Origin of the sequence: Pseudomonas rustica (assembly GCF_049959085.1) — a bacterium.
In the GTDB taxonomy this organism is placed as follows: Bacteria; Pseudomonadota; Gammaproteobacteria; order Pseudomonadales; family Pseudomonadaceae; genus Aquipseudomonas; species Aquipseudomonas rustica.
This window is the reverse complement of sequence record NZ_CP188200.1, coordinates 3,119,222-3,145,009: the sequence shown is the minus strand read 5'-3', so window position 1 is coordinate 3,145,009 and position 25,788 is coordinate 3,119,222. Positions and strand designations below refer to the sequence as shown.

Sequence of the window (25,788 nt, the reverse complement as noted above, 5' to 3'; positions counted from 1 at the left end):
CCGTTGGGTTGCGCAGCAGCCCCTCTTTTCACTCATAAAAGCAGGGGACTGCTGCGCACTCCAGCGGGGATAAATCCCCTCACCACAGGTTCTTCACAAAGCTCGATTATTTAGTGATGGCTTTGGCTGTGCGTTTAGCCGGGCTGCGGGTGGATTTGCGCTTTTTCTTCCACGGTGTCGCCGCTTTGCCGGTCGGCGGTGGGCCGCTGATGGTCAGGCTCAGCGCCGAGCAGCGTGTCACTTGCTTGCTCATCCACGCCGCTTGTTTGGTGACGAATTCTTCCAGACTCATCTCGCCGCTTTGCACCATGTCCAGCGCCTGTTCCCAGATCGCCGTGGTGCCGGGGTCGGCAATCGCGCGGGGCACGGCGTCGATCAGGCTGAACGCGGCGGGTGTGGCGGCCAGCGCCTTGCCGTTCTTCACCAGATAACCACGATCGAGCAATCCTTGAATGATCGATGCGCGAGTGGCCTCGGTGCCAATTCCGGTGGTGTCCTTGAGTTTCTGCTTGAGTAGCGGATCTTCCACCAGTTTGGCGACATTCTTCATCGCCTTGATCAGATCGCCTTCGGTGTAAGGCTTGGGCGGCTGCGTCCACAGATCTTTGAACTTCACGTCGGCCACCGCGCACTCAACACCTTGGCTCAGCGCTGGAAGCGTTTGCGGCGCTGGCGCCTCACGTCCCTTGGCCGGCGCGAGTGCTTCGGGCAATGCGCGCTTCCAGCCCGGTTCAATGATCTGCTTGCCCACCGCGCGCAACGCTTCACCGGCGCAATCGAAGTCGGCCTGAGTGCGATCGTATTCGTGGTTGGGCAGGAACTGCGCCAGATAGCGCGCGCGAATCAACGTGTAGACCGCTCGGTGTTTGCCGGTCAGGCGCTCGAGGTTCTTCGCTGCTGCTGTGGGAATGATGCCGTGGTGAGCGCTGACCTTGGCGTCGTTCCATGCTCGCGACTTGCGCTGAGGCTCGAGAAAGCCGTTCAACGCTTCAAGGCTCGAGTCGGCCTGGCGCAACGCCGCAAGAATCCCCGGCGCCTCGCTGTGCTGACTCAGCGGCAGGTAACCGCAATCACTGCGCGGGTAGGTGACGACTTTGTAGGTTTCGTAGAGTGCCTGGGCGATGTCGAGGGTTTCCTGCGCGCCGAGGCCGAGTTTCTTCGAGCAGACTTCCTGCAACGTGCCGAGATCGAAGGGCAGGGGGGCCACTTCGCGCATACGTTCGGTGCGCAGTTTGACCACTCGGGCAGTCGCCGCATTGCCGATGGCCGCCGCCGCTTGCTGAGCCAACGCTTGATTGAGGCAACGATCCTGATCATCACAAGCATCCGACGGCGCCCGCCACTGCGCAGTGAACGGCGTGCCGTTGTGCAGCAGATCCACGTCGATCGCCCAGAACGGCACCGGCACAAAATCGGCGATGCTGCGGTCGCGATCCACCACCAGACGCAGGGTCGGTGTCTGTACGCGACCCACTGGCAGCACGCCTTGATAACCCGACTGACGCCCCAGCAACGTGAACAGCCGACTCATGTTCATGCCGATCAGCCAATCTGCCCGCGATCGCCCCAGCGCCGAGTGATACAGGCTGAAGGTTTCGGCACCCGGTTTCAACGCGGCGAGCGCCTTGCGGATCGATGCTTCGTCCAGCGCCGACAGCCACAAGCGCCGAATCGGCCCGCGATAGCGGCAGTGCTCGACCAGTTCGCGGGCGATCATTTCACCTTCACGGTCGGCATCGGTGGCGATGATCAGCTCGCTGGCCTCGCCGAGCAGACGCTTCACCGCTTTGTACTGGCTCGCGGTGCGCGGCTTGACGGTCATCTTCCATTTTTCCGGAATGATCGGCAGATCGGCCAGCACCCAGCGTTTATAGCGCGCGTCGTAGGCATCCGGCGGCGCGGTTTCCAGCAGATGGCCGATGCACCAGGTCACTGTGACATCCGTCCCCAGCCAGCAGCCGTCGCCCCGGCGCTTGGCACCGAGCACGGCCGCAATGTCTTTGGCCTGGGAAGGTTTTTCACAGAGGTACAGCCGCATAACCACCATCGTTGATCGTTGTTTGGGAGGTGCACAGGATGGCTTTTGTTGCGCTGGGGGGCAACTTTTATCTGTATGGATATACAGATAAAAAGTGTTGCGGGGTCTGTTGGCCCTCACCCTAGCCCTCTCCCAAAGGTAGAGGGGACTGATTGGGGGATATTAGGGAAGTACACCGACTTGAATGATCGGTTGGGAATCCATAATCGACACAGCACATCCAGGTCGGCGCTTGACGCAAGACAACTTGGTTGGCCCCAGAGGACTGGGGTGAGGGGCTCTTGCCGTTCGGCTGTCCACCACCCGCAAACACATCACTTGGGCTATACCTGAACCGGTCTCTTCGCAGTCCTCAGGAGAAACCCCCATGAAAACCTCCGGCCCCAGCCCTGTCATCAACCTCGAACAACTCGTCGGTTGCCTGCTGGTGAAATTCCACGGCATCCAGGTCGCCGCTTCCTCACACGTGCTGATCCTCAACGAAGCCAATTACCCGCCCGTCTATTACGTCCCCCGCGAAGACATCGACGAAAAGTATTTCGCCCGCACCGACCACACCAGTTATTGCCCGTACAAGGGCGACGCCAGTTATTTCAGTCTGCAAATCCCCGGACACGAAGGCGCCAACGCCGTGTGGACATACGAAAACCCGAAAGTCTCGGTCGCGCCGATCCGCGATTACGTGGCGTTCTACCCCGATCAAGTGAAGTTCGAAGTGATCAAGGCCGAGCCCTAGTAGTTCAGGTCAATAAACGGCTGATCCAGTTTCGCATCGGGGCCGAGCCGCAGAATCGTCTTCAGCGTGGTGGTCATCGCGTTCAAGTCATTATCAAAACCACCGTGCGAGGTGTCTGCTTTAGTGCCCGGCCCATAGGTCATTTTCACGTCGTTGTAGAGGTGCAGGGTTTTCGCCGACTCTGCACTCAGGCCGTTGCCGGTCAGGGCAAAACCTGTGGGGATTTTGTTGCCCCAGTAGAAATTGTTCCATTGCACGGTCATGTCCTGCGCGGCGATGTTCCACTCGCACAAATCAGGTTTGCTGAAGTCCTGATACGCGCCGTCGAGACTCTTGGCCATTCCGAGCAACGGCATGCGCTGCAATTCTTCATAGGAGCGCGACACCAGATAGAGCAGCGACTTGTGATAGACGCCGATGACGCTGTCATCCTGCTCGCGGTTGTCCGACATCATGTGCAGGTGGAAGTCCTTGCGCTTGAGGCCGCCGCCCTCGATGACTTTGCGGAAGGTCGAGTTGGCGAAGTCGAGCGTGCAAGCCGGCGCGAGCAGTGTTGAGGTGGCAATCGGCAGGCCTCTCGCCCAGAGCAACTGGATCAGGTGGCCATTAATCAGCGAACCGGCGGAGTGGCCGATCAGGTGCAATTCGATCTTGTCGGCGCCGACATCCGCCGTGAGTTTTTTCAGATTGTCGGCCGTTTCAATCAGCCCGCGCGGGGTGAATCCGGCCACCGACGCGGCCTCGGCGTTCTGCTTCATCTGGCTCCACTGATCGCCACCGAGTTTTTTAGTGGCCATTTCCACCGTGCGATCCAGACCTTCGGTGGCTTTGTCCTTGATCACTTTGAACACGTCGCCCAAGCCACCTGAATCTGGAAACAGGCCGGGCAGGGCATCTTTGACGATGTCGGTCAGCGTCTCCAGCACCCCGGTGCGCCAAGTGATGAACAGCGGATAGACGCCGTTTTCGAGGAAGTACGGCGCCATCGCGCAAATGCGTTTGATCGAATCCTGCTCCGAGTTGAGCCCGCCGTGGGCGTAGATCGCGATGCGCAGAATTTTCGGTTTTTGCCCGGCGGGGAGTTTGTCGAACCAGGCCTTGGGCGATTCGCGGACGATGCGCGCAACGGCGGCGCGCACGTTTTCCACATCGGTCAAGCGTGGGCCGATGCTGCCGTTGTTTTCCATGACGATGGTCAGCCCGTAAGCCTGATCGTTGGTCAGCGCGGCCGGGCCTTTGCGGGCGGCTGTCGGTGCTTCAGCGGAGAACAGCGAGACGCCTTCACGCTTGGCGCTGGAGGTCGGCAAGGCATCGCGGAACACCGATTCTCCCTGCGCTTTATCGAGCCGCGCATTGCGCGAAATCGCGCCGTGTCTGATCGGCACGCCAAGTCCCACGGCCCAGGCATCGGTGCCGTTGGCCAGCCAGTCCTCGTAGGTGAGAATCGCAAAACCCGAGTAACCCCAATCGGTCGACCAGGAGTTCTGCACGATAAATCCATCGTGGGTGTAGCCGATCAACGCGAAGGCGTGTCCGCCCTGAGGCTTGGCGTTCCATTTGATCACCGGCAATTGCGCCGTGCTCTGGAAGGCTTTGGTGTTGGCCTTGGGTTTCAGCGCCCAACCGGAATGCACATTGGCCGACACGTACAGCGCGCCGGTTTCGTAGAGCGCCGCCATCATCGACGTGATGTCGTCTTTTTCCACGCGGTAATAAACCCCGAGCGGGCGAGTGACGGCGTCTTCCGCCCAGTTCGGCGCGGGGGCTTCGAAGTCTGGCACCGAGCCGTCGGCGGCGACGGTGTAGGGCCACAGACTTTTCTCGCAGACGCCGTGCTTGTGCCAGCCCTTGAGCGCGCCACGGCAACTGGAACCGGCGTAATCCTCGCCAGGCCATTCGTCGTAGAGCTTGGCCAGATGGTAGAGCTGGCGCGGGCTGGTTTTCACCGAATCGCGATCGCGGCGCCACAGCAAATAGTTGATCACGGCGGACAGGCCGAACCCGGTGCAGGCGCCTTCCTTGCCTTGGTACAGCACCATTTCGCGGCCGAGATAATCGGCCAGTTGGCTGCTGACTTCAGCGTCTGCCGGGAACGAGGCGGGCAGTGATTGCACGCGCGCGGTGAAAATCCGGTCGCGCAGGTCGAGGCGATCAGGACGGGCGTCGAGGGTGATGGTGGTTTGCGCGAGGGCGAAACGGGATGCGGGCATGATGGAGTGCTCGATTCGACCCCACGTCACCAACGCAGTCCTGCGCCGCAGGGATTAAAAAGGGTGAGGGTTATCGTAGACGAGATTTGGCGGGTGGGCGCGAAACGCGATGGCCGAGCTGAGCCCTCTGTGGTGAGGGGATTCATTCCCGATGGGTTGCGAAGCAGCCCCAATGCCTTCAACTCGGTGTGTCAGGTACACCTTGGTTGCAGGTTTTGGGGGCGCTTCGCACCCCAGCGGGGATAAATCCCCTCGCCACAGGTTTTCTTTCTATTGGGAAATAATGGGTGGAGTTAGTTTTTATCGAGGTCGATGTTTTTGGTCTCACGCAAAAAGATCATCCCCACCACCAGGCTCACGCCGGTAATCAACACCGGGTACCACAGCCCATAAAAAATATCCCCGGTGTACACCACCAACGCAAACGACACCGTTGGCAGAAACCCGCCGAACCAGCCATTGCCGATGTGATAAGGCAGCGACATCGAGGTGTAGCGGATGCGCGTCGGGAACAGTTCAACCATCAGCGCCGCCAGCGGCCCGTAGCACATGGCCGAAATAATGATCAGCGCCACGATCAGCGCGACAATCATCGGCTTGTTGATCTGTTGCGCATCGGCCTGTTGCGGGTAGCCGGCGAGGGTGATCGCGCCGCGCAAAGCGGCTTCGTCGTAGCCGTCGAGCTTCACGTCACCGACGCTGATTTGTATCGCACTGCCAGCCGGCGCAGCGACGCTGGAGTAGGGCAGGCCTTGCTTGACCAGGAAGGTTTTCGCCTTGTCGCACGGACTGTCGAATTTCGCCTTGCCGACCGGATCGAACTGGAAGGTGCAGGTCGCCGGGTCCGCCATCACCGTGATCGGCGCCTGACGGCTGGCCTGATCGATGGCCGGGTTGGCGTAGTGCGCCAGCGATTTGAAGATCGGGAAGTACAGCGCCGTCGCCAGCAGCAGGCCGAGCATCAGCACTGGTTTGCGTCCGACCTTATCCGACAGCCAGCCGAAAATGATGAAGAACGGCGCACCGATCACCACGCTGATAATCAGCAAGGTGTTGGCCACCGCCGGATCCATTTTCAGGAACTGGGTGAGGAAGAACAGCACGTAGAACTGCGCCGCGTAGAAGGTCACCGCTTGCCCGGCGTTGATGCTGAACAGCGCGATCAACACGACTTTGAGGTTTTCCCATTTACCAAAGGATTCGCGGATCGGCGCCTTGGAGGTTTTGCCTTCTTCTTTCATTTTCAGATAGGCCGGCGACTCGTGCAGGCTCAGGCGAATCCAGGTGGAAATGCCCAGCAGCACGATCGACAGCAGGAACGGAATGCGCCAGCCCCACACTTCGAACTGATCGCCGGTGAAGTAACGGCAACCGAGCACGACGAGCAACGACAGCAGCAGGCCGAGGGTCGCCGTGGACTGTATCCAGCTGGTGTGGAAACCGCGTTTGCCGATCGGCGCGTGTTCCGCCACGTAAGTCGCCGCGCCGCCGTATTCACCGCCGAGCGCCAGGCCCTGAAGCATGCGCAGCACCACCAGAATGATCGGCGCGGCGATGCCGATGCTGGCGTAGGTCGGCAGCAGGCCGACGCAGAACGTCGCCACGCCCATCAAAATGATCGTCGCAAGGAAGGTATATTTACGCCCGATCATGTCCCCCAACCGACCGAACACCAGCGCCCCGAACGGCCGCACGATAAAGCCTGCGGCGAACGCCATCAGCGCAAAGATGAACGCCGTGGTGTCGTTGACCCCGGCGAAAAACTGCTTGCTGATCACCGCCGCGAGGGCGCCGTAGAGGAAGAAGTCATACCACTCGAACACCGTCCCCAGTGATGAAGCGAAGATGACTTTTTGTGTGTCGTTGCTGGTTGTGGCGCTGCTCGCAGCGGCCAGCGGCTGAGCGTGTTCTGACATATCGGTATCCCTCACAGTGATTGTTTTTGTTGTTCCACTGATGCTCGATGCCCATGAATCAAACGCATATCCCTGTAGGAGCTGCCGCAGGCTGCGATCTTTTGATCTTGGTTTTGATTTCAAAAATTCAAAGTCAAAAGATCGCAGCCTTCGGCAGCTCCTACAGGGTTTGGGCCAGTTCCGGTTTTGCGGTGCTGCTCCTGGTGTTGGGGTTGAGAATGAGTTGTGCCGCTTTCTCGGCAATCATCAGCGTAGGCGAACAGGTGTTGCCCGAGGTGATGCGCGGCATGATCGAGGCGTCAGCGATGCGCAATCCGGGCACACCGTGCACGCGTAACTGCGCATCGACCACCGAATCACCGTCGTTACCCATCCGACACGTGCCGACCGGATGGAAAATCGTCGTGCCAATCGTCGCCGCTGCCTGATGCAATTCCTCTTCACTTTGCAAACTCGCGCCGGGCAAATATTCCACCGGTTTGAACGCTTGCAGGGCCGGGGCGCTGACGATGCGCCGGGTCAGACGAATCGCATCCGCCGCCACACGCAAATCCTCTGGATGACTAAGGTAGTTGGGTTGAATCAGCGGCGCTTCCTGCGGATCCGCCGAACGAATGTCGATGCGCCCACGACTCTGCGGACGCAGATCGCAGACAGAAGCAGTAAACGCGGGAAAGCTGTGCAACGGCTCGCCAAAGCGCTCCAGCGACAGCGGCTGCACGTGGTATTCCAGATTCGCCGAGGTCTGCTCCGGCCCCGAACGCGCAAACGCGCCCAACTGACTCGGCGCCATCGACAGCGGCCCGCTGCGGTCATACAGATAACGCAGACCCATGCCCATCTTGCCCCACACACTGCCGGCGATCTGATTCAGGGTGCGCGCGTTTTCCAGCTTGTAGATCAGCCGTAATTGCAGGTGATCCTGCAGATTGCCGCCGACGCCCGGTAACTCATGAATCACGCCGATACCAAGGCGTTCCAGCAGCGGTCGCGGGCCAATCCCGGAGCGCTGCAAAATGCTCGGCGAACCGACCGATCCGGCGCACAACACGATCTCTTTACGCGCCTTGAACTGTTTGACCTGACCTTCATGCCGCGCACTGACTTTTGAGGCGCGACCGTTCTCCAGCAGAACACGATCCACGTCAACCCCGGTCTGCACCGTCAGGTTCGCCCGGTCGCGTACCGGTTTCAGAAACGCCTTCGCCGCGTTCCAGCGCACGCCGGATTTCTGATTGACCTGAAAGTAGCCGCAACCCTCGTTGTCGCCCTGATTGAAGTCATCGATGCTGGCGATGCCGCTCTGTTCGGCGGCACTGCGAAACGCATCAAGAATCGGCCACGACAAGCGCTGTTGTTCAACCCGCCATTCGCCCTTGGCGCCGTGAAAATCAGCGGCGCCGGCATAGTGGTTTTCGCTCTGTTTGAACAGCGGCAGCACGTCGTTCCAGGCCCAGCCCGGATTGCCCTCGGCCGCCCAGCCGTCGTAGTCGTTGGCCTGGCCGCGCATGTAGATCATGCCGTTGATCGACGAGCAGCCGCCCAGCACTTTACCGCGCGGATAGCTCAGCGCGCGGCCATTCAGGCCGGTTTGTTGTTCGGTTTTGAAGCACCAGTCGGTGCGCGGATTACCGATGCAGAACAGGTAACCCACAGGAATGTGAATCCACGCATAGTTGTCGCGTCCACCGGCTTCGAGCAGCAACACGCGCTGCTGCGGATCGGCCGACAGCCGATTGGCCAGCAAGCACCCGGCGGGGCCGGCGCCGACCACGATGTAGTCGAACTCATCGAGGAAAGTCTGCATTCCCTGACCTCACTTATTGTTTTTGTTGTCGGACACTCTAGTTGTTAGCTTTCGTCAAAAGAATGTTAGTTTTTGCGCAGCCGCTGTGCGTTTTTAAACAGCCACACTAGACAATAGCCGACAAGGACACAGCATGTTCGACTGGAACGACCTGCGGTTTTTTCTCGAACTGCAACGCAGCGGCCGCCTGCTCACCGCCGCCCGGCGCCTCAACACCACCCACGCCACCGTCGCCCGCCACATCGAAGCCATTGAAAAAAGCCTCGGCACTGCGTTGTTTGTCCAGCATGCGCAGGGCTATGAGATGACCCCGGCGGGGGAGGCGCTGCTCAAGCATGCGGAGGCGATGGAGAACGTGGCGTTGCTGGCGCAGGAAGAGATCACTCAATCGACGGCGCCGCTGGGCAAGATTCGCGTGGGCGTGACTGAGGGGCTCGGCATCAAATTCCTCGCCAGCCGCATGATCGGCTTGTTCGAGCGCTATCCGGGACTGGAAGTGGAACTGGTCGCCGTGCCGCGTTTTGTCAGCATTCTTAACCGCGAGGCGGAGATCAGTATTCATCTGGAACGGCCGGCGGCGGACATGCTGGTCACGCGCAAACTCACTGACTATCGATTGGCGCTTTATGCCAGCCAAAGCTACCTCGACAAGGCGCCGCCATTGAACAGCCGTGAGGATTTGGGAAGGCATGCGTGGATCGGTTATGTCGACGATTTGCTATTCAGCCAGGAACTGATGTTCCTCAACAGCTTCTGCCGCAGCCCTCGGGTGGTGTTTCACAGCACCAGCGTCATCGCCCAGCAGGAAGCGGCGCGGTCGGGGTTGGGGATTGCGGTGTTGCCTTGCTACATGGCGGCGTCGGATCCTGATCTTGTGCCGTTACTGCCGGATGAAAGCATCGAGCGCAGCTACTGGATCAGCACACGGCGGGAACTGCACAAGTCGGTGCGGCTGCGGGTGGTTTGGGACTATGTGGTGGGGTTGTGTGAAGCCGAACAGCACCTGCTGCGCGGCTAGCCTGACACACCAAAATCCCCCCTGTGGGGCTTGCTCGCGAAAGCGTCAGCCCAGTCAAAACAACTCTGACTGACCCACCGCCATCGCGAGCATGCTCACTCCTACATGGGTTATCTGTCGTGTCCAAATATTGTAGGCACCACCAAACCCTGTAGGAGTGAGCCTGCTCGCGATGAGGCCAGCCCTGAAAAAACCAATTCAGCCCTGGATCAAAAATCCCATTTCGTCGTCAGCATCACATTGCGTGGCTCGCCGTAGAACGTGGTGTCGAAGTTGCCCAGCCCCGTCAGGTACTGTTTGTCGAACACGTTGTTGGCATTCACCGTGAAGCTCAGGTTTTCGTTGTACTGATAGCGCGTCATCAGGTCGACGAGGGTGTAGCCGCCTTGCTTGATGCGCGTGTAATCGCCGGCCGGGGCGCTGTAGACGTTGCCGTAGAACGCGCTCTGCCAGCTCACGCCGCCACCGACGGTAACCTTGTCCAGCACACCGGGCAGTCGATAGGTGGTGAAAGTGCGCACCACATGTTCCGGCTTGGTGGTCGACAGTGGATAACCATAGATGCGCTGCTCATCGGCATCGCGGGTGCGCGCGTAGGTGTAGCCGGCGGAGACGTTCCAGCCCTCGGCCAGTTCGCCGGCCAGTTCCAGTTCCACGCCTTGGGTGGTCGCGCCGTCGATGGATTTGTAGATGCCTTCGTTGGTCACCGGGTTGGTGCCAATCGATTCGGCGACGCCGTCCTGTTCGATGCGGAAAAACGCCAGCGCGGCATTCAATCGACCGTCGAAATACGCCGCTTTCAAGCCTGCCTCATAGCTGTCGCCTTCGACCGGGGCAAGGGTCGAACCGTTGATGTCCTTGTAAGTCTGCGGCTGGTAGATGCTGGTGTAACTGGCGTACAGCGAGTAGGTGTCGTTGAGGTCGTAGACCAGCCCGGCGTAAGGCGTGACCACGCCGTGTTCCTTGTAGCTGGCGTGGGTATCGTCCAGCCCGGCGCCGGGGATGTAGCCGTAATCTTCGTTGTATTTGAAGGTGCTCAAGCGGCTGCCGAGGATCACCGACAGATCATCGGTCGGGTGCAGGCGCGTGGCCAGGTACACACCGTTCTGGCTTTGGGTGCGCTCGTATTTACCGTTCTTCGGGAATTGCTGTTTCGGCAGTTCACCGTTCCAGTCGTAAATGCTTCCCGGTACTTGCGCGAAGGCGCTGGTGTCGTAGGTCGAACCGGTCTGGCGCGAGTGCGCGGTCATCACGCCGGCAATCAGCTCATGCTCGCGACCGCCCAAGGTGAACGGGCCGGAGACGTTGACGTCGGCGGTGTTCTGCACGCGATGACCTTCCCAGCGGCCCCAATACAAGAACATGCCCTCGCCGGTGGCGCGATCAGGATTGCCACCGCTGGCCGAGGCGAGTTGCGTATCGTGATCGGTAGTTTTCTGGTCGAGGCTGACCTTGAATTTCCAGTCATTCGCCAGCGCCTGCTCCAGCGAGGCAAAGTAGGTGATGTTGTCGAAATCGCGGCGGCTCCAGTCAGCACCGGAGTTGAAATGACGCGGGAATTCGGTGCGGCCGCCATCGCTGAAGTACACCGGGTTGCCAGTCCAGGAACTGCCGCGCGGCGTGGTGCTGGATTTGTCGATGCCGAAGGTCAGCAGGGTGTCGTCGCTCAGGTCGGCTTCGAGGATGCCGTAGAACAGGTCTTTCTTCTGGCTGTAGTGATCGAGGTAGGAATTCTTGTCCGAATAGGCACCGACAAAACGCCCGCGCACGTTGCCCGAATCGGTCAGCGATCCGGAGATATCGCCGACGGTGCGATAGGCATCCCACGAACCGACGGTGCCGCTAATTGACGCTTTGAATTCCTTGGTCGGCTTCTTGCGGATCAGATTGACGGTGGCCGATGGATCGCCGTTACCGGTCATCAGGCCGGTCGCGCCTTTGATCACTTCGACGCGATCAATGCTCGCGGCGTCGTCACCGTTGTTCGGGTTTTCGCCGTACACACCGTCGTACGGAATGTTCACGCCGTCGTACTGGAAGTTAGTGATGGCGAAGCCGCGCGCGGAAAACTCGGTGCGGTCGCTGTCGTACTTTTGCGTGGAAATGCCGGGGGTGTTGCGTAGTGCATCACCGACACTTTGCACGCCGCGATCGTCCATTTGCTGGCGGGTGATGACCGTGACCGATTGCGGTGTTTCGCGAATCGACAGCGGCAAGCCGGTGGCCGACGACGTCGCGCCGGTGGTGTAGGAATGGGTGTCTTCGGTGACCGCACCGAGGCCTTGCGCGGAAATATTGGTGGCGCCCAGTTGCAGGGCTTCATCGGTTTTAGCGACAGTTTCAGCGGCGTGCGCGTGGAGGCTCAGCAGGGCCAGCGCCAACGGGCACAAGGCAAAACGAAAACGGACGTGCGACATGGAGATCCCTTTGCATCGAATCGATCGGTAGTTGAAGTGCTTCTGAGGGGTTAACCGAACGAGAACGGCAAAGGGGAACTGCGTACATAAAATTAATGCCCCCTGTGTAGGAGCTGCCGAAGGCTGCGATCTTTTGATCTTTAAAATCAAGATCAAAAGATCGCAGCCTTCGGCAGCTCCTACACAGGGTGTGGTTAGCAGGTTATGTTGAGGCGTTCATGCCACTGCGCAATGGATTCTTCGGGGTAGACGTCGAACTGCTTGTCCTTGGCTTTGGCGTCGACTTCGACCCACGATGTCTTCGAGCCGAGCATCAAGTGCGTGTGTTCCGGCGGTACCGGCAACGCGGTGTCGATGGCCGAGGCGAACGGGTGGATCAGCTCCGGCCACTCCGGGCTGAACAGCCACAAACCGCTGCCGCACAATGCGCAGAAATGCCGTTCCGCGGTGCTGCGGTGGGCGCGTTTTTCGCCTGGGTCTTTCATCTTTGCGTGGTAAATCGTGATGTTCTTGCGACCCTGCACCTTGAGCGTCGTCGCGTCGCCGCCGAGGTTGATCGCGTAACCGCCACCGCCCTGGGTTTTGCGGCAGATCGAGCAGTAGCAGCGTTGGTAGGGGTAGGGGTGGGCGCTGGTCAGACTGAACGTGACCGCGCCGCAGTGGCAGGAGCCTTCGAGGTGCATGATGGGGGCCTCCGGTTGGCTGGGATGGTTCGGGTTAGCCTAGAAGAGTTGTGGTGAATGTGCCGCCGCCTTCGCGAGCAAGCCCGCACACAATTTGAAATGCATTCCCCCTGTAGGAGCTGCCGCAGGCTGCGATCTTTTGACTTTGGTTAGTCAAACAAGATCAAAAGATCGTAGCCTGCGGCAGCTCCTACTGGACTGGCGCAGTCCGGCCGGTCAGCATGTCCGCCTAAAAACAGGGATCAACAACCCATGCGACGACTCCCCTCACTGGCCGCCCTGCGAACCTTCGAGTGCGCCGCTCGTCACGCGCATTTCGGTCGCGCCGCCGCCGAACTGTGCGTCACCGACAGCGCCGTCAGCCACCAGATCCGCCAGCTCGAAGAACAACTCGGCGTCTCTCTGTTCATCCGCGAAGGCCGGCAAATCCGCCCGACCATCGCCGCTGGCCGCCTGATGCAAAGCCTGCAGCAAGCTTTCGAATTGATCGGCGACGCCTGCGATGAGTTGCGCGATCCATCCTCGCTGGCCGTGCTGCGCCTGGCCGTGACCGCCGAACTTGCGCAAAAGTGGCTGATGAGCCGCCTCACCGATTTCTACGCGCGCTATCCACACATCACGTTGCACCTCTACGAACAACCAATCGACGCCAGCGGCCCCGGCGAAGACATCGACCTGGCGATCACCTACGGCACCGGCCCGGTCGACAGCAGCGCTTACTTCGTTCGACCGTTGCCGGCGCTGCAATTCTTCCCGGTGTGCAGCCCCGGCCTGTTTAACCAGGGCACGCTTAAAACCCCCAAGGATCTGGCCCGCCACTGCCTGCTGCATGACGATCAGGACGGCAAGACTTGGACGGCGTGGCTGACGAGTCACGCCGGCGATCAGCGTCCGCAACGTCAGTTGTATTTCGCTCACGCGGGTTTGGCGCTGGAAGCCGCGGCGCAAGGGCAGGGCGTGGCGATGGGCGACAACCTCACCGCGCAGGAAGATTTGCAGAGCGGGCGGCTGGTGCGGCCCTTTACCTCCAGCATGACTGCGCTCGGCCAATACGCGCTGGTCTGCGAACGGGTGCGCATGGAGCGTCCGGCCGTGGCGCAGATGCTTGAATGGTTCAACGATCAGCTCGCTGATTGATGAGTTGAATTCAACTGTTCCGCAATATTCATCGTTGGCAGGCCCTTCGCCAACGCCCGTACTGTGTGGTCATTCCCATCGCGAAGACGAGGTTTGACCATGGCACGTTTGCTCGACTCCACCCCAAAACACGACGGCTTCCGTCTGCCCGGCGAATTCGAAAGCAAGTCCGGCTGCTGGCTCGGCTGGCCGGAGCGCACTGACGTCTGGCGCAACGGCGCCAAGCCTGCGCAGAAAGTCTGGGTGCAGATCGTTACCGCCATCTCCCACAGCGAACCGGTCACCGTTTGCGCCTCCGCTGCACAATTCGCCACGGCCCGTCGCCAGTTGCCGCCGCAAGTGCGCGTGGTCGAGATGACCTGCAACGACACCTGGTTCCGCGACAGCGGCCCGTGCTTTGTGGTCAATGATCAGAGTGGCGAAGTGCGCGGCGTTGATTTCGAATTCAACGCTTACGGCGGCCTCGACGGCGGCCTCTATTACCCGTGGGACAAAGACGATCAGATCGCCAGCAAAATCCTCGAAATCGAACGTTTCGACCGCTATCGCGCGCCACTGATTGCTGAACTCGGCGGCATCCAGAGCGACGGTCAGGGCAGCATCCTCACCACCGAACAGTGCCTGCTCAACCGCAATCGCAATCAGCATCTGGGCAAAGAGGAAGTCACCCGCCGACTCACCGATTACCTCGGCGCCGAACAAGTGATCTGGCTGCCACGCGGCTGCAAGTTCGACGAAACCGATGGCCACGTCGACGATCTCGCCTGCTTTGTCCGCCCCGGTGAAGTGGTGCTGCAATGGACCGACAATCGCGACGATCCGCAATGGGAAATCTATCAAGAGGCCTACGACATTCTGCGCAGCACCCGCGACAGCCGTGGCCGTGAACTGATCGTGCACAAACTGCCGCAACCGAACGTGCTCGAATGGACCGCCGAAGAAGCCGAAGGCCTGGATCAGCAGGACAGCACCCACACCCGTCAGGCCGGCACGAAAATCTGCGCGTCGTACATCAACTATTACGCCGGCAACAGCTCGATCGTGGTGCCGCTGTTTGGTGATCGTCAGGACGAAGTCGCGATGGCGACGCTGGCCGAACTGTTCCCGCAGCACAAGATCGTCGGCATTGAAAACTCCCGGGAAATTCTCCTTGGCGGCGGCAACGTGGCGTGCATCACCATGCCGCAGTACGCCGGCACCCCTGACCATAAGAAGGGAGCGTGACCATGCGCCTGCACAAACTGACTCAAGCGTTATTGCTGGTGCTTGCACCCTTGTGTGTGCAGGCTGCCGACACCGCCAAACCGGTGGTTAACCTATACATCTGGGGCGAGTACCTGGCCCCGGACACCTTAAAGAATTTCGAGGCGAAAACCGGCATCCATGTGGTTGCCGATCATTTCGACTCGCTCGAAACCGTCGAAACCAAACTGCTCACCGGGCGCAGTGGCTACGACTTGGTGCTCACCGCTGGGCAGCATCTGTCGCGAGCCATCGACAGCGGTGCGATCCAGCCGCTGGACAAGGCGCGGGTGCCGCACTTTGCCGGCGTCGGGGAAGAGTTCCGTCAGCACATGGCGGTGTTCGATCCGGGCAATCGTTACGCGGGGATTTACGCGTGGGGCACCACGGGCGTGGGTTATCAGGAGGAGGCGGTCAAAAAGCGTTTGCCCGATGCGCCAGAAGACAGCTGGGCGATGTTATTCGATCCGGCGGTGGTGTCGAAATTCGCCGACTGCGGGGTGAGCCTGCTCAATGATCCGAATGAAGTGTTTGCGGCGGTCATGAAGTACATGGGCCTGGACATCAACCGGCAGAACCTTGATGACCTGAAACTCGCCGAGCAGCAATTGGCGAAGATTCGTCCGTATATTCGCTACTTCGACAATGACCTGAACATCAGCGATCTCGCCAACGGCAACACTTGCGTGGCGATGTCGTGGAACGGCAACGTGGCGATTGCCGCTGGGCAAGCGGAGGCGGCGAACAAGCCGTTCAAGCTCAGTTACCGGATTCCGAAAGAAGGCACCTTGATCTGGTTTGACGCGATGGTGATCCCCAAGGATGCACCGCATCCCGAAGCCGGGCTGGCGTTGATGGATTATCTGATGACGCCTGAGGTGATGGCGCCAATTACTGACACCATCCATTACGCCAATGCGATCACGGCGGCGGATGGTTTGGTGGATGCATCGATTCGCAATGATCCGGGGACGTATCCCTCGGCTGAAGTTCGGACTACGTTGTATAGCAAGAATGACAATGGCAAGGCGTTCAACCGGGCGTTGATTCGGGCGTTTAGCCGGTTGAAGTCGGGGCTCTGAGATTTGTGTTGGATGTCCCGACGCCTTCGCGAGCAAGCTCTGCTCCTACATCGGAATGCATGCCCCTGTAGGAGCAAAGCTTGCTCGCGAAGGCGCCAGTCCAGACAACCAAAATCCTGAATCAGCTACCACCCTCAGTCCGCCGACTACTCACCTCAGCCGGCACATCATCCCCCGCCATACGCTTGCGAAACAACGCCGCCCGCGCCAGCAGCAACGTGGTCACCGGCACCGTGATCGCCAGCAAAATCGGGATCAACCATGCATGCAGCACCGGCCCCGATTTCAGCGCCGAAAAGCAAATGATCGAGGCCAGCGCCACACACCAGGCGCCCAGTGTCGAAGCCAGTGCCGGCGGGTGCATGCGCTGAAAATAATCCTTCATCCGCAGCAATCCGGTCGCACCAATTAGCGCAAACACACCGCTGAGTACCAGCAGGATCGCCACCGGAATCTCGACCCACAGAGACAATTCAGCATTCATTCGATCACCTCGCCACGCAGCAGGAATTTCGCCAGGGCAAACGAGCCGACGAAGCCGAACAGCGCGATCAGCAGCGCCGCTTCGAAATACGTGTCACTGGAATAGCGAATGCCCAGCGTCAGCATCATCAGCATCGCGACGATGTACAGGTAATCCAGCGCCAGTACCCGATCCTGCGCCGAGGGGCCCTTGAACAGGCGAATCAGCGTCAGCACCATGGCCAGCGAAAACAGGAACAGCGTCAACAAAATCGCGTTCGACAGTAATGGGCTCATTCGAAGATCTCCATCAACGGCCGCTCGTACGTGGTTTTGAAGTGCTCGATGAAATGCGCCTCATCGTCCAGATCCCAAACGTGCAGCAACAGAATGCTGCGATCCAGCGCCAGTTCCGACCACACCGTGCCGGGCACCACGGTGCAGATTGCCGCGAGCGCAGCCAGACCGTTGGCGTCGCGCAGATCCAGCGGCACTTTGATAAACCCGGAGCGAGGTGGGCGGCGCCCGGCATTGAGTACGCCCCAGGCCACGATCAGGTTGGAAGCCACCACGTCGCGTCCTACCACCAATAGCAGGCGCAGAATTGTCAGCGGACGACGAATGCGCACCTGCTTCGGGCGCAGTTTGCGCATCATCAACGGCGCGCAAAAACCGAGGATCGCACCGATCAGCAGATTGCCCGGGCTGACCGACAGGTTCAGCACCAGCCATAGCAGCCACAGCGCCAGCGACAGCAACGGTGCAGGAAAAATGCGCTTCATGGCTGCACCTCCAGCATCGCCGCTTTGGCTTCCGGACTTGGTACGGCGCGGGTGCCCAGCACCGCCATCACGTACTGCTGCGGATTGTTCAGCGCATCGGCGGTGGCCTGGGTGAAGCGCATCAGCGGCTCAGCCTTAAAGGTCAGGACGATGCTCAAACCCAGCAGCAGGAAAATCGGCGCGCATTCGAGTTTGCGCAGCAGCGGCGAAGGTCGTTCCTCAGGCGTCCAGAAACGCTGAATACCCAAGCGCGAGAACGCCATCAACGAGCCCAGCCCAGAAAGAATCAGCAATGCCAGCAATGCCCATGCGGCCATCGAAATCGGCTCCCCGGCACCCAGTCCCAATGGATTGAGCAGGGCGCTGATCAGGTTGAGTTTGCCGATGAATCCGGACAGTGGCGGCATGCCGATGATCAGCAGGGCGCAGGCGATGAAGCTCAAACCGAGAAACGCCATCGTCCACGGGATGACCTGGCCGACCACGGCTTTTTGCTCGTCGTCGAGGTTGATGCCTTTGGGCGGTTGCAAGGATTCTTGCGGGCGCGGCAGCATGTCGCTTTCGTCTTCCAGCGGGATTTCGTTGGCCGAGCGCGAACGTTCGATCAACTCTGCCAGCATGAACAGTGCGCTCAAGGCCAGCGTCGAGCTGACCAGATAAAACAGCGCCGCGCCGATCAGGTTCGGCTGAGCGAAACCGACCGCCGACAATAGAATCCCTGCCGACACCAGAATGCTCAGGCTGGCCATGCGCTCCAGACGTTGCGCCGCGACAATCGCCAGCGCGGCGCAGGCGATGGTCACCATGCCGCCGTAGATCAGCCATTCGCCGCCGAAGTACGCCGAAGCGCCGGCCTGCCCGGAGAACAGCAGCGTCCACAGACGCAGCAGGGTGTAGACGCCGACCTTGGTCATGATCGCGAACATCGCCGCCACCGGCGCACTGGCCGAGGAATAGGCCGGCACCAGCCAGAAGTTCAGCGGCCACATGCCGGCCTTGGCCAGAAACGCGACAGCGAGAATGCCCGCGCCCGCATGCAGCAAGCCACGGTCGGCTTCCGGCACCAGCGGAATTTTCAGCGCCAGATCCGCCATGTTCAGCGTGCCAGTGACGCCGTAAATCAGCGCCGCGCCAATCAGGAACAGCGACGAGGCCAACAGGTTGATAGAGATGTAATGCAGCCCCGACGACACCCGCGCCCGACCCGAGCCGTGCAGCAACAGGCCATAAGACGCGGCGAGCAAGACTTCGAAGAACACGAACAGGTTGAACAGATCCGCCGTGAGGAAGGCGCCGTACAGGCCCATCAATTGAATCTGGAACAGCGCGTGGAAGCTCGAACCGGCGCCGTCCCATCGCGCCATCGCGAAGAGCAGGGCGCTGACGCCGATAATCCCGGTCAGCACCAGCATCAGCGCCGACAGTCGATCGACCACCAGGACTATGCCGAACGGTGCCTGCCAGTTGCCCGGCAGGTACACACCGATGGAGCCGGGCACGCCGGTGGTTTGTGTCCATTGCAGCAGCATCACCGAAATGAACAAACCGACGAGGCTGGAGAACAGATTGATCTTCGCCTTCAGCGGCCGGTGCCGTTCGCCGAGCATCAACATGATGGCGGCGGTCAGCAGCGGCAGCAGAATCGGTGCGGCGATCAGGTGAGTCATCGCCATCATTCTTTAGGCTCCCGGCCATCAACGTGGTCGGTGCCGGTCAAGCCGCGCGAAGCGAGCAGAACGACGAGGAACAGCGCGGTCATGGCAAAGCTGATAACGATTGCGGTCAGCACCAGCGCCTGTGGCAGCGGGTCGGTGTAGTGCAGCAAGTCCTGAGTCACGCCGTCCTTGATCACCGGCTCCTTGCCGATAAACAGGCTGCCCATGCTGAAGATGAACAGGTTGACGCCGTAGGACAGCAGGCACAGGCCCATGACCACCTGGAACGTCCGTGGCCGCAGGATCAACCAGACGCCGGACGCCGCGAGGACGCCGATGGCGATTGCGATGACTTCTTCCATCAGACGGCTCCTTTGCTGGCGACGGACTTGGGCAGCGATGCGGTCTTGTGGCCCCGCACCGATTGGTGGGCGAGGGCGGTGAGGATCAACAGCGTCGACCCAACCACCACGCCGTATACGCCGACGTCGAAAAACAGCGCGCTGGCGATATGAATGTCACCCAGTACCGGCAAGCTGAAATGCCAGGTGTGCGTGGTCAGGAACGGATAGCCGACCAGCATCGCCCCCAAACCGGTGACGGTGGCGAACAGCAATCCGGTGCCCATCCAGCGCAACGGTCGCAGGCTCATTTGCGCCTCGACCCACTGCGTGCCGGCGACCATGTATTGCAGGATGAACGCCACCGACATCACCAGACCGGCGACAAAACCGCCGCCCGGCTGATTGTGCCCGCGCATGAACAGGTAGAACGACACCACCAGCGCAATCGGCAGCAGCAGGCGTACCAGCACCGCCGGCACCATCATGAAACCGAGCGCGGTGTCGCTGGCCGAACGCGGGTTGACCAGATCGGTGACCACGTCGGGTGCCAGCAGGCGTTGCTGAGCCGGCAACTGCATACTTTCTTTTGGTGGGCGGAAGCGGCGCAGCAGGGCGAATACGGTCAGCGCCACGGCGACCAGCACGGTGATTTCACCGAGGGTGTCGAAACCACGGAAATCCACCAGCATCACGTTGACCACGTTGCTGCCACCGCCCTCGGGCATGGCGCGGCTGAGGTAGAACGAGGAAATGTCGTTCGGCGTCTGCCGCGTGAGCATCGCGTAGGACAGCAGCGCCATGCCGCCGCCGACGGCAATCGATAGCAACAAGTCGCGCAGACGACGAATGCGGGCCCTGCGCAGGGTGCTCGGCAAAGGTGAAACCTCTTCGATCCGTCGTGGCAGCCAGCGCAGGCCGAGCAGGATCAGCACCGTGGTGACCACTTCAACAGCCAGTTGCGTCAGCGCCAGATCCGGTGCGGAGAACCAGACGAAGGTCACGCAGGTCATCAGGCCGCAAACGCTGACCATGGTCAGTGCGGCGAGACGGTGATACTTGGCCTGCCAAGCGGCACCGAGGGCACAGGCGATCGCCAGCAGCCACAGGGTCACGAAGACGATGGAGCCGGGAATCTTCGGCCGGTCGCCCCAGCTCAGCGTGCTGTGCAGCATCGGGATCAGACCGGCGAGCACCGCGGCCAGCACCATCAGGAACAATTGCATTTGCAGACGCTTGGTGCCCAAACGTCGCTCGACGCGCCGGGCCATGCGCATCATCACTACCAGGCTGCGTTCGAACAGGCGCTTGCCGTTGAAGCGTCCCACCAGTGGCGGGTATTTGAATCGGCCAAGTTTGAACTGCTTGCGCAGCAGCAGGTACAGAACGATGCCGCCGGACATGGCGATCAGGCTCATGACCATCGGTGCATTCAGGCCATGCCAGATCGCCAGGCTGTATTCCGGCAGCACGCCACCGACCACGGGGAGCGCCGCAGCAGCAAGGAGCGGGCCGACGATTTGCGCCGGGAAAATCCCCACTAGCAGGCAAGTGAACACCAGCAACTCAACCGGCGCGCGCATCCAGCGCGGTGGTTCGTGCGGGGTGTGCGGCAGGTCGGTGGCCGGCGGGCCGAAGAACACATCAACGGTGAAGCGCAGTGAGTAAGCGACGCTGAACATGCCGGCGATGGTCGCGACAATCGGCAACGACATTTCTACCCAGGCCGTGGCGTTGATGAACACGGTTTCGGCGAAGAACATCTCTTTCGACAGGAAGCCGTTGAGCAACGGCACGCCCGCCATCGAGGCGCTGGCAACCATGGCCAGGGTCGCGGTGTAGGGAATCAGTTTGATCAGGCCGCTGAGTTTGCGGATGTCACGGGTGCCGCTCTCGTGGTCGATGATGCCCGCGGCCATGAACAGCGAGGCCTTGAACGTGGCGTGGTTGAGGATGTGGAACACCGCCGCGACGGCGGCCAGCGGACTGTTAAGACCCAGCAGCAAGGTGATCAGGCCGAGGTGGCTGATGGTCGAGTAGGCCAGCAATCCCTTGAGGTCATTCTGGAACATCGCGCAATACGCGCCGAGCAGCAGCGTACACGCGCCGGCGCCGCTGACGATGTAGAACCATTCTTCGCTGCCGGACAGCGACGGCCACAGGCGCGCAAGCAGGAACACCCCGGCCTTGACCATGGTCGCCGAGTGCAGATAAGCAGAAACCGGGGTCGGCGCCGCCATCGCGTGGGGCAGCCAGAAGTGGAACGGGAACTGCGCACTTTTGCTGAGTGCGCCGATAAGAATGAGGGGCAGAAGGATAGGGTAGAGGGCATGTGCGCGAATCAGATCGCCGGCGGCCAGGACCTTGTCGAGGTCATAGCTGCCAACGACATGGCCGAGAATCATGACCCCCGCCAGCAGGCATAACCCGCCGGCACCGGTGACCATCAACGCCATGTAGGCGCCACGTCGGGCGTCGGCGCGGTGGTGCCAATAGCCGATCAGCAGGAACGAGAAGAGGCTGGTCAGCTCCCAGAAAAACACGATCTGGATCAGGTTGCCCGAGATGACCAGGCCGAGCATGGCGCCCATGAACGCCAGGAAAAACGCGAAGAAACGCGGCACCGGATCATCCGGCGACATGTAATAACGGGCATATAAAGAAACAAGTGTGCCGATGCCGAGCACCAGCATCGAGAACAGCCAGGCGAAGCCGTCCATGCGCAGCACGAAGTTCAGACCGAGGCTGGGCAGCCACATGAATTCTTCGCGGATGACGCCGCCGTGGGCGATTTGCGGGTACAGCATCGCGACCTGGACGGTACCGATCAGAGCGACCAGACCTGCCAACAGGGATTCGGTGTTACGCGCGTTGTGTGGCAGCACCGCTGCCAGACAGCTGCCAATGAATGGCAGAAGCAGTAGAACTATCAGGGACATAGGCTTCTAATCTGCGGAAGTTTGTGAAGCATCATACGTGCCAGCTCCCCGATCACCAAACGCCAGGATGTCTCAGAATCCTACAAAGTAGTCTGAATATTTCGGTTTAGCATTGTTTCGAGGGAATCACAGGGGGTTAAAAGATCGCAGCCTTCGGCAGCTCCTACAGGGGATCATTCCAATGTAGGAGCTGCCGAAGGCTGCGATCATTTGACCTTGCTCTCAGAGACCGTTTTCACGCTCCAATTCGCGATCATCCTCTTCAGCAGCGACTTTACCCTTGCTCTTCAACTCACTGACAATCACCGCCGCGACAATCAAACCAGCCCCGACCAGCGCAATCGTCGGCAACCGCTCGCCAGCAATTCGCCCGACAATCCCGGCCCACACCGGCTCACCGGCATAGATCAACGTCGCCCGAGTCGGCGAAACGCTCTTCTGCGCCCAGTTCATCGCCACCTGAATTGCCGCACTCGCAGCGCCCAGACCCAACGCGGTCACCAGCAACGTCCAGGAAAAGTCCGGAATCAATTCGCCCGTGGGCACCACCAGCAGGAACGACAGCACCGACGTCGTCGCCAACTGCACAACCGTCACCCGGCGCACATCCACCTGCCCCGCGTAAGTGCTAATCAAAATAATCTCGGCGGCAATCGCGATGGCGCTGATCAGCGTGGCAATTTCACCCGGACTGAAATTCAACGAAGCCCCCGACGGCCCCGACAACAACATCAAGCCGGTGAACGCCAGCATGATGCCAATGCTCGGCATCAACCCCGGCCGCCGCCCCAGCACCAGCCATTGCAGCAGCGGCACGAACGGCACGTACAACGCGGTAATGAACGCCGACTGGCTGCTCGGGATCGTTTGTAGCCCGACCGTCTGCAATCCGTAACCGAGCATGATCGCCACGCCAATAAAGGCGCCGGCCTTGAGTTCAAACAGGGTCAAGTCGCGCAGATGCCGCCACGAGAACAACGCAACGATGCACGCCGCTGCGGCAAATCGCAGACCGACGAAGAACATCGGGCCGCTGACCGTCATCGCGTGCTGCACGAGCAAAAAGGTGCCGCCCCAGATCATGGTAATCAGCACCAGCACGCACTCGGCCTTGCTGAATCTGGAGAAACGGAGGGAAGTGGGGGAGCTGTTCAACGACGTCATGACCTTGCGCACTATAAAAGGCAGGACGCACAATGCGCCCAACGTTGCGCAGTATACTGCCCAACCTCACCGAGTGAGCAATATAGTGCCCAAAGATTCCGCCCCAAGAACGTCCGTCCTTCAACACGTCAGCCAGAACGTTCGACGCCTGCGGCACGCGGCTGACATGAGCCAGACGGCGCTGGCCGAGAAATCCGGAGTCAGTCGACGGATGCTGGTAGCGATCGAGGCCGGGGAAAAGAACGTCAGCCTGACCACCCTCGACCGCGTCGCCGCCGCGCTGGAAGTGGCGTTCAGCGATCTGATTCAAGCGCCGGATGCTCGCGATCCGAGCCGCATCAACGAACTGGCGTGGGCCGGCACGCTGCCGGGCAGTAAAGCCGTGCTGCTGTCCAAAGCCACCGCCACCCGTGAAGTCGAGCAGTGGGAATGGTGCCTGGCGCCGGGCGAGGTGTATCCGTCGCAACCGGATGCCGAAGGCTGGAGTGAGCAGATTTATGTGTTCGAAGGGTGCCTGACGCTGATGCTCGGCGACGTGCCGCAGCATATTGGTACCGGGGAGTTTTTTATGTTTGCGAGTAATCAGCCGCATACCTATCGCAATGACGGGGATGTGCCGGCGCGGTTTGTGCGCAATGTGGTGATTTGAATGGAATACAGCGCAGACATCCTGATCATCGGCGGTGGCCTCAGCGGTACGATGCTGGCAGTCCAATTGCTGCGGCTACCCGGCCAACGCAAGATCCTGATCATCGAACCCCGCGCCGAACTCGGTCGAGGTGAGGCCTACAGCGCGGTCGAATTGGGCCATACGCTCAACGGCAACGCTGCACGAATGAGCGTTGATCCAGACAACCCTGACGACCTCACACAATGGCTGACCGAGCACATCGCGGCGGGCGGTTGGCCTGAGTCTGCCGAGCAGCATGTGCCAACCAGCGAGCTGTTCCCGCCGCGCGGATTATTTGGGGTCTACGTGCAGCAACGTCTGGCCGAAGCCCGGGCGGTCGGCGCTCGATATGGTTCGGTCGTCGAGCATGTACGCTCAGAAGCTGTTGATCTGCAGGTGCGCGAAGATTGCGTGCAGCTCACTTTGAGCACTGGGCAGAACCTGCAAGGTTCATTCGCAGTCATAGCCACCGGCATGTTTCCCGCCGCGCGCACGCCGCAAACCGAATCCAGCGGCCTAAACGCTGCCGCTCTCGATCCTTGGGACGTCGCGGCCATGCGCCAGCTCGATCAGCAATCCACCGTGCTGATCATTGGCTCCGGCCTGACCATGGTCGATGCGGTGGTTTCGCTGGAGCAGGCCGGGCATCGCGGCCCTATTGAAGTGTTTTCCCGCCATGGCTTGCTGCCGCACGTACGCCGGCAACCGCCAGCGTGGGTGGATTTTCTCGCCGAGGATCACAGCATTCGAACACCACGGCAGTTGCTGCGCGAGTTGCGCCGCCATTGTCGTGAGGCGATCGCGCAAGGCATCGACTGGCAGGCACCGCTTGATACTGTTCGGGCACATATCGGACGGTTGTGGAGTCAGGCGACTGACGTGCAGCGGCGACAATTCGTACGGCATGTGCGGCCATGGTGGGAAAGCCATCATCATCGTTCGCCGCCCTTGAGTGCTGAATTGCTGGCGCGGTTGCACAGTGAAGGGCGGCTGCGTATTCAGGCTGCATCGTTTAAAGGGCTAGAGCCGACAACTGATGGTGGCGTGAATATTCGCATCCGACGCCGTGGCGAGGTTGAGACCTCCGTGGTTCACGGTGCAGCGTTGATCAACTCCAGTGGCATCGAATACGACTGGCGGCGCGTGGCGCGTCCGTTGCCAAAGCAATTGCTCGCGCGTGGATTGGTGCAGCCGGGGCCGTTGGCGTTGGGGATTGCGGCGGCGGTGGACGGTGCGGTTGTCGATGCCGAAGGGCGTGTGGCCAGTCGACTGTTTGCGATGGGCCCGCCGTTGCGGGGGATGTGGTGGGAGAGTACGGCGGTGACGGATGTGGCGTTGCAGGCGAAGGCTTTGGCGATACGGCTGTTGGGTTGAGGGTGTTTGCGCTGACCTCTTCGCGAGCAAGCCCGCTCCCACAATTTGGAATGCATTTCAAAATGTGGGAGCGGGCTTGCTCGCGAAGGGGCCGTCCGCTTCAAAAACCTTGTTG

General features: G+C 60.5%; 20 protein-coding genes. 7 read left to right on the top strand and 13 right to left on the bottom strand.

Annotation, left to right across the window (positions count from 1 at the left end; genetic code table 11):
* Positions 1-106: 106 nt before the first annotated feature.
* Positions 107-2,038, bottom strand: coding sequence for a DNA topoisomerase III (locus ACP3TY_RS14345; RefSeq protein WP_426620397.1), 1,932 nt, complete (start codon positions 2,036-2,038; stop codon positions 107-109).
* Between the two features lie 367 nt (positions 2,039-2,405).
* On the opposite strand from ACP3TY_RS14345, the gene ACP3TY_RS14340 reads away from it, so the two are divergent.
* Positions 2,406-2,774: a DUF427 domain-containing protein gene (locus tag ACP3TY_RS14340; protein WP_159815188.1), complete on the top strand. Its 369-nt coding sequence runs from the start codon at positions 2,406-2,408 to the stop codon at positions 2,772-2,774.
* Here ACP3TY_RS14340 and ACP3TY_RS14335 read toward each other — a convergent pair.
* The 3 genes from ACP3TY_RS14335 to ACP3TY_RS14325 all read right to left on the bottom strand — a co-directional run bounded on the left by ACP3TY_RS14335 (position 2,771) and on the right by ACP3TY_RS14325 (position 8,707).
* Positions 2,771-4,984 (bottom strand): C1 family peptidase, encoded by a 2,214-nt coding sequence (locus ACP3TY_RS14335; protein WP_426620396.1) that lies wholly within the window; start codon positions 4,982-4,984, stop codon positions 2,771-2,773. The two genes, ACP3TY_RS14340 and ACP3TY_RS14335, sit on opposite strands and share 4 nt — an antisense overlap.
* Positions 4,985-5,277: 293 nt before the next feature.
* Complete coding sequence (locus tag ACP3TY_RS14330; protein WP_053121012.1) at positions 5,278-6,900, bottom strand: MFS transporter; 1,623 nt, start codon at positions 6,898-6,900, stop codon at positions 5,278-5,280.
* Between the two features lie 160 nt (positions 6,901-7,060).
* Positions 7,061-8,707 (bottom strand): GMC family oxidoreductase, encoded by a 1,647-nt coding sequence (locus ACP3TY_RS14325; RefSeq protein WP_426620395.1) that lies wholly within the window; start codon positions 8,705-8,707, stop codon positions 7,061-7,063.
* A gap of 133 nt (positions 8,708-8,840) precedes the next feature.
* Between ACP3TY_RS14325 and ACP3TY_RS14320 the strand changes: the two genes are divergently transcribed.
* Positions 8,841-9,725 carry a LysR family transcriptional regulator gene (locus ACP3TY_RS14320; protein ID WP_212549216.1) on the top strand — a complete coding sequence of 295 codons (885 nt, stop codon included), beginning with the start codon at positions 8,841-8,843 and terminating at the stop codon, positions 9,723-9,725.
* Positions 9,726-9,934: 209 nt separating this feature from the next.
* On the opposite strand, the gene ACP3TY_RS14315 is transcribed toward ACP3TY_RS14320, so the two are convergent.
* Together ACP3TY_RS14315 and ACP3TY_RS14310 are read right to left on the bottom strand one after the other, a co-directional pair.
* A complete protein-coding gene (locus ACP3TY_RS14315; protein ID WP_426620392.1) occupies positions 9,935-12,142 on the bottom strand; it encodes a TonB-dependent siderophore receptor in 2,208 nt (735 codons plus the stop codon).
* Between the two features lie 194 nt (positions 12,143-12,336).
* Positions 12,337-12,825, bottom strand: a complete 489-nt coding sequence (locus ACP3TY_RS14310) for a GFA family protein (RefSeq protein WP_426620391.1) — start codon at positions 12,823-12,825, stop codon at positions 12,337-12,339.
* Between the two features lie 252 nt (positions 12,826-13,077).
* On the opposite strand from ACP3TY_RS14310, the gene ACP3TY_RS14305 reads away from it, so the two are divergent.
* From ACP3TY_RS14305 to ACP3TY_RS14295, 3 genes are all read left to right on the top strand, one after another.
* Positions 13,078-13,962: a LysR substrate-binding domain-containing protein gene (locus tag ACP3TY_RS14305; RefSeq protein ID WP_159814128.1), complete on the top strand. Its 885-nt coding sequence runs from the start codon at positions 13,078-13,080 to the stop codon at positions 13,960-13,962.
* A 99-nt stretch (positions 13,963-14,061) separates the two neighbouring features.
* Complete coding sequence (gene aguA / locus ACP3TY_RS14300) at positions 14,062-15,186, top strand: agmatine deiminase (protein ID WP_426620390.1); 1,125 nt, start codon at positions 14,062-14,064, stop codon at positions 15,184-15,186.
* Between the two features lie 2 nt (positions 15,187-15,188).
* On the top strand, positions 15,189-16,286 hold the full coding sequence (locus tag ACP3TY_RS14295) for an extracellular solute-binding protein (RefSeq protein ID WP_426620389.1): 1,098 nt from the start codon (positions 15,189-15,191) through the stop codon (positions 16,284-16,286).
* Between the two features lie 121 nt (positions 16,287-16,407).
* On the opposite strand, the gene ACP3TY_RS14290 is transcribed toward ACP3TY_RS14295, so the two are convergent.
* The 7 genes from ACP3TY_RS14290 to ACP3TY_RS14260 form a co-directional block, all read right to left on the bottom strand.
* Positions 16,408-16,770: a Na+/H+ antiporter subunit G gene (locus ACP3TY_RS14290; protein ID WP_053121325.1), complete on the bottom strand. Its 363-nt coding sequence runs from the start codon at positions 16,768-16,770 to the stop codon at positions 16,408-16,410.
* The gene (locus tag ACP3TY_RS14285; RefSeq protein WP_003225959.1) at positions 16,767-17,045 is read right to left on the bottom strand and encodes a K+/H+ antiporter subunit F; all 279 of its coding nucleotides are present in this window, start codon (positions 17,043-17,045) and stop codon (positions 16,767-16,769) included. The genes ACP3TY_RS14290 and ACP3TY_RS14285 overlap by 4 nt, the downstream gene beginning before the upstream one ends.
* Positions 17,042-17,530 (bottom strand): Na+/H+ antiporter subunit E, encoded by a 489-nt coding sequence (locus ACP3TY_RS14280; protein ID WP_053121323.1) that lies wholly within the window; start codon positions 17,528-17,530, stop codon positions 17,042-17,044. The genes ACP3TY_RS14285 and ACP3TY_RS14280 overlap by 4 nt, the downstream gene beginning before the upstream one ends.
* Positions 17,527-19,206 carry a monovalent cation/H+ antiporter subunit D gene (locus ACP3TY_RS14275; RefSeq protein ID WP_053121321.1) on the bottom strand — a complete coding sequence of 560 codons (1,680 nt, stop codon included), beginning with the start codon at positions 19,204-19,206 and terminating at the stop codon, positions 17,527-17,529. Before ACP3TY_RS14275 ends, ACP3TY_RS14280 begins: the two co-directional genes overlap by 4 nt.
* Positions 19,203-19,547, bottom strand: coding sequence for a Na+/H+ antiporter subunit C (locus ACP3TY_RS14270; protein WP_007910763.1), 345 nt, complete (start codon positions 19,545-19,547; stop codon positions 19,203-19,205). The genes ACP3TY_RS14275 and ACP3TY_RS14270 overlap by 4 nt, the downstream gene beginning before the upstream one ends.
* Positions 19,547-22,465, bottom strand: a complete 2,919-nt coding sequence (locus ACP3TY_RS14265; RefSeq protein WP_426620388.1) for a monovalent cation/H+ antiporter subunit A — start codon at positions 22,463-22,465, stop codon at positions 19,547-19,549. Before ACP3TY_RS14265 ends, ACP3TY_RS14270 begins: the two co-directional genes overlap by 1 nt.
* A 222-nt stretch (positions 22,466-22,687) precedes the next feature.
* A complete protein-coding gene (locus ACP3TY_RS14260; RefSeq protein ID WP_426620387.1) occupies positions 22,688-23,629 on the bottom strand; it encodes a DMT family transporter in 942 nt (313 codons plus the stop codon).
* Between the two features lie 85 nt (positions 23,630-23,714).
* Here ACP3TY_RS14260 and ACP3TY_RS14255 point away from each other — a divergent pair, with 85 nt between their 5' ends.
* Together ACP3TY_RS14255 and ACP3TY_RS14250 are read left to right on the top strand one after the other, a co-directional pair.
* A complete protein-coding gene (locus ACP3TY_RS14255) occupies positions 23,715-24,278 on the top strand; it encodes a helix-turn-helix domain-containing protein (protein ID WP_159814118.1) in 564 nt (187 codons plus the stop codon).
* Entirely contained in the window at positions 24,279-25,673 is a 1,395-nt protein-coding gene (locus ACP3TY_RS14250) for an FAD/NAD(P)-binding protein (RefSeq protein ID WP_426620385.1), read from the top strand.
* The last annotated feature ends 115 nt before the right edge of the window (positions 25,674-25,788 follow it).

Bases quoted from the DNA above. Each gene is read 5' to 3' on its own strand.
- ACP3TY_RS14335 (WP_426620396.1), bottom strand. From the start codon at position 4,984: ATGCCCGCATCCCGTTTCGCCCTCGCGCAAACCACCATCACCCTCGAC.
- ACP3TY_RS14275 (WP_053121321.1), bottom strand. From the start codon at position 19,206: ATGATGGCGATGACTCACCTGATCGCCGCACCGATTCTGCTGCCGCTG.
- ACP3TY_RS14270 (WP_007910763.1), bottom strand. From the start codon at position 19,547: ATGGAAGAAGTCATCGCAATCGCCATCGGCGTCCTCGCGGCGTCCGGC.
- ACP3TY_RS14295 (WP_426620389.1), top strand. From the start codon at position 15,189: ATGCGCCTGCACAAACTGACTCAAGCGTTATTGCTGGTGCTTGCACCC.
- ACP3TY_RS14330 (WP_053121012.1), bottom strand. From the start codon at position 6,900: ATGTCAGAACACGCTCAGCCGCTGGCCGCTGCGAGCAGCGCCACAACC.
- ACP3TY_RS14340 (WP_159815188.1), top strand. From the start codon at position 2,406: ATGAAAACCTCCGGCCCCAGCCCTGTCATCAACCTCGAACAACTCGTC.
- ACP3TY_RS14285 (WP_003225959.1), bottom strand. From the start codon at position 17,045: ATGAGCCCATTACTGTCGAACGCGATTTTGTTGACGCTGTTCCTGTTT.
- ACP3TY_RS14315 (WP_426620392.1), bottom strand. From the start codon at position 12,142: ATGTCGCACGTCCGTTTTCGTTTTGCCTTGTGCCCGTTGGCGCTGGCC.
- ACP3TY_RS14260 (WP_426620387.1), bottom strand. From the start codon at position 23,629: ATGACGTCGTTGAACAGCTCCCCCACTTCCCTCCGTTTCTCCAGATTC.
- ACP3TY_RS14280 (WP_053121323.1), bottom strand. From the start codon at position 17,530: ATGAAGCGCATTTTTCCTGCACCGTTGCTGTCGCTGGCGCTGTGGCTG.
- ACP3TY_RS14305 (WP_159814128.1), top strand. From the start codon at position 13,078: ATGCGACGACTCCCCTCACTGGCCGCCCTGCGAACCTTCGAGTGCGCC.
- ACP3TY_RS14265 (WP_426620388.1), bottom strand. From the start codon at position 22,465: ATGTCCCTGATAGTTCTACTGCTTCTGCCATTCATTGGCAGCTGTCTG.
- aguA (WP_426620390.1), top strand. From the start codon at position 14,062: ATGGCACGTTTGCTCGACTCCACCCCAAAACACGACGGCTTCCGTCTG.
- ACP3TY_RS14250 (WP_426620385.1), top strand. From the start codon at position 24,279: ATGGAATACAGCGCAGACATCCTGATCATCGGCGGTGGCCTCAGCGGT.
- ACP3TY_RS14290 (WP_053121325.1), bottom strand. From the start codon at position 16,770: ATGAATGCTGAATTGTCTCTGTGGGTCGAGATTCCGGTGGCGATCCTG.
- ACP3TY_RS14345 (WP_426620397.1), bottom strand. From the start codon at position 2,038: ATGCGGCTGTACCTCTGTGAAAAACCTTCCCAGGCCAAAGACATTGCG.
- ACP3TY_RS14320 (WP_212549216.1), top strand. From the start codon at position 8,841: ATGTTCGACTGGAACGACCTGCGGTTTTTTCTCGAACTGCAACGCAGC.
- ACP3TY_RS14325 (WP_426620395.1), bottom strand. From the start codon at position 8,707: ATGCAGACTTTCCTCGATGAGTTCGACTACATCGTGGTCGGCGCCGGC.
- ACP3TY_RS14310 (WP_426620391.1), bottom strand. From the start codon at position 12,825: ATGCACCTCGAAGGCTCCTGCCACTGCGGCGCGGTCACGTTCAGTCTG.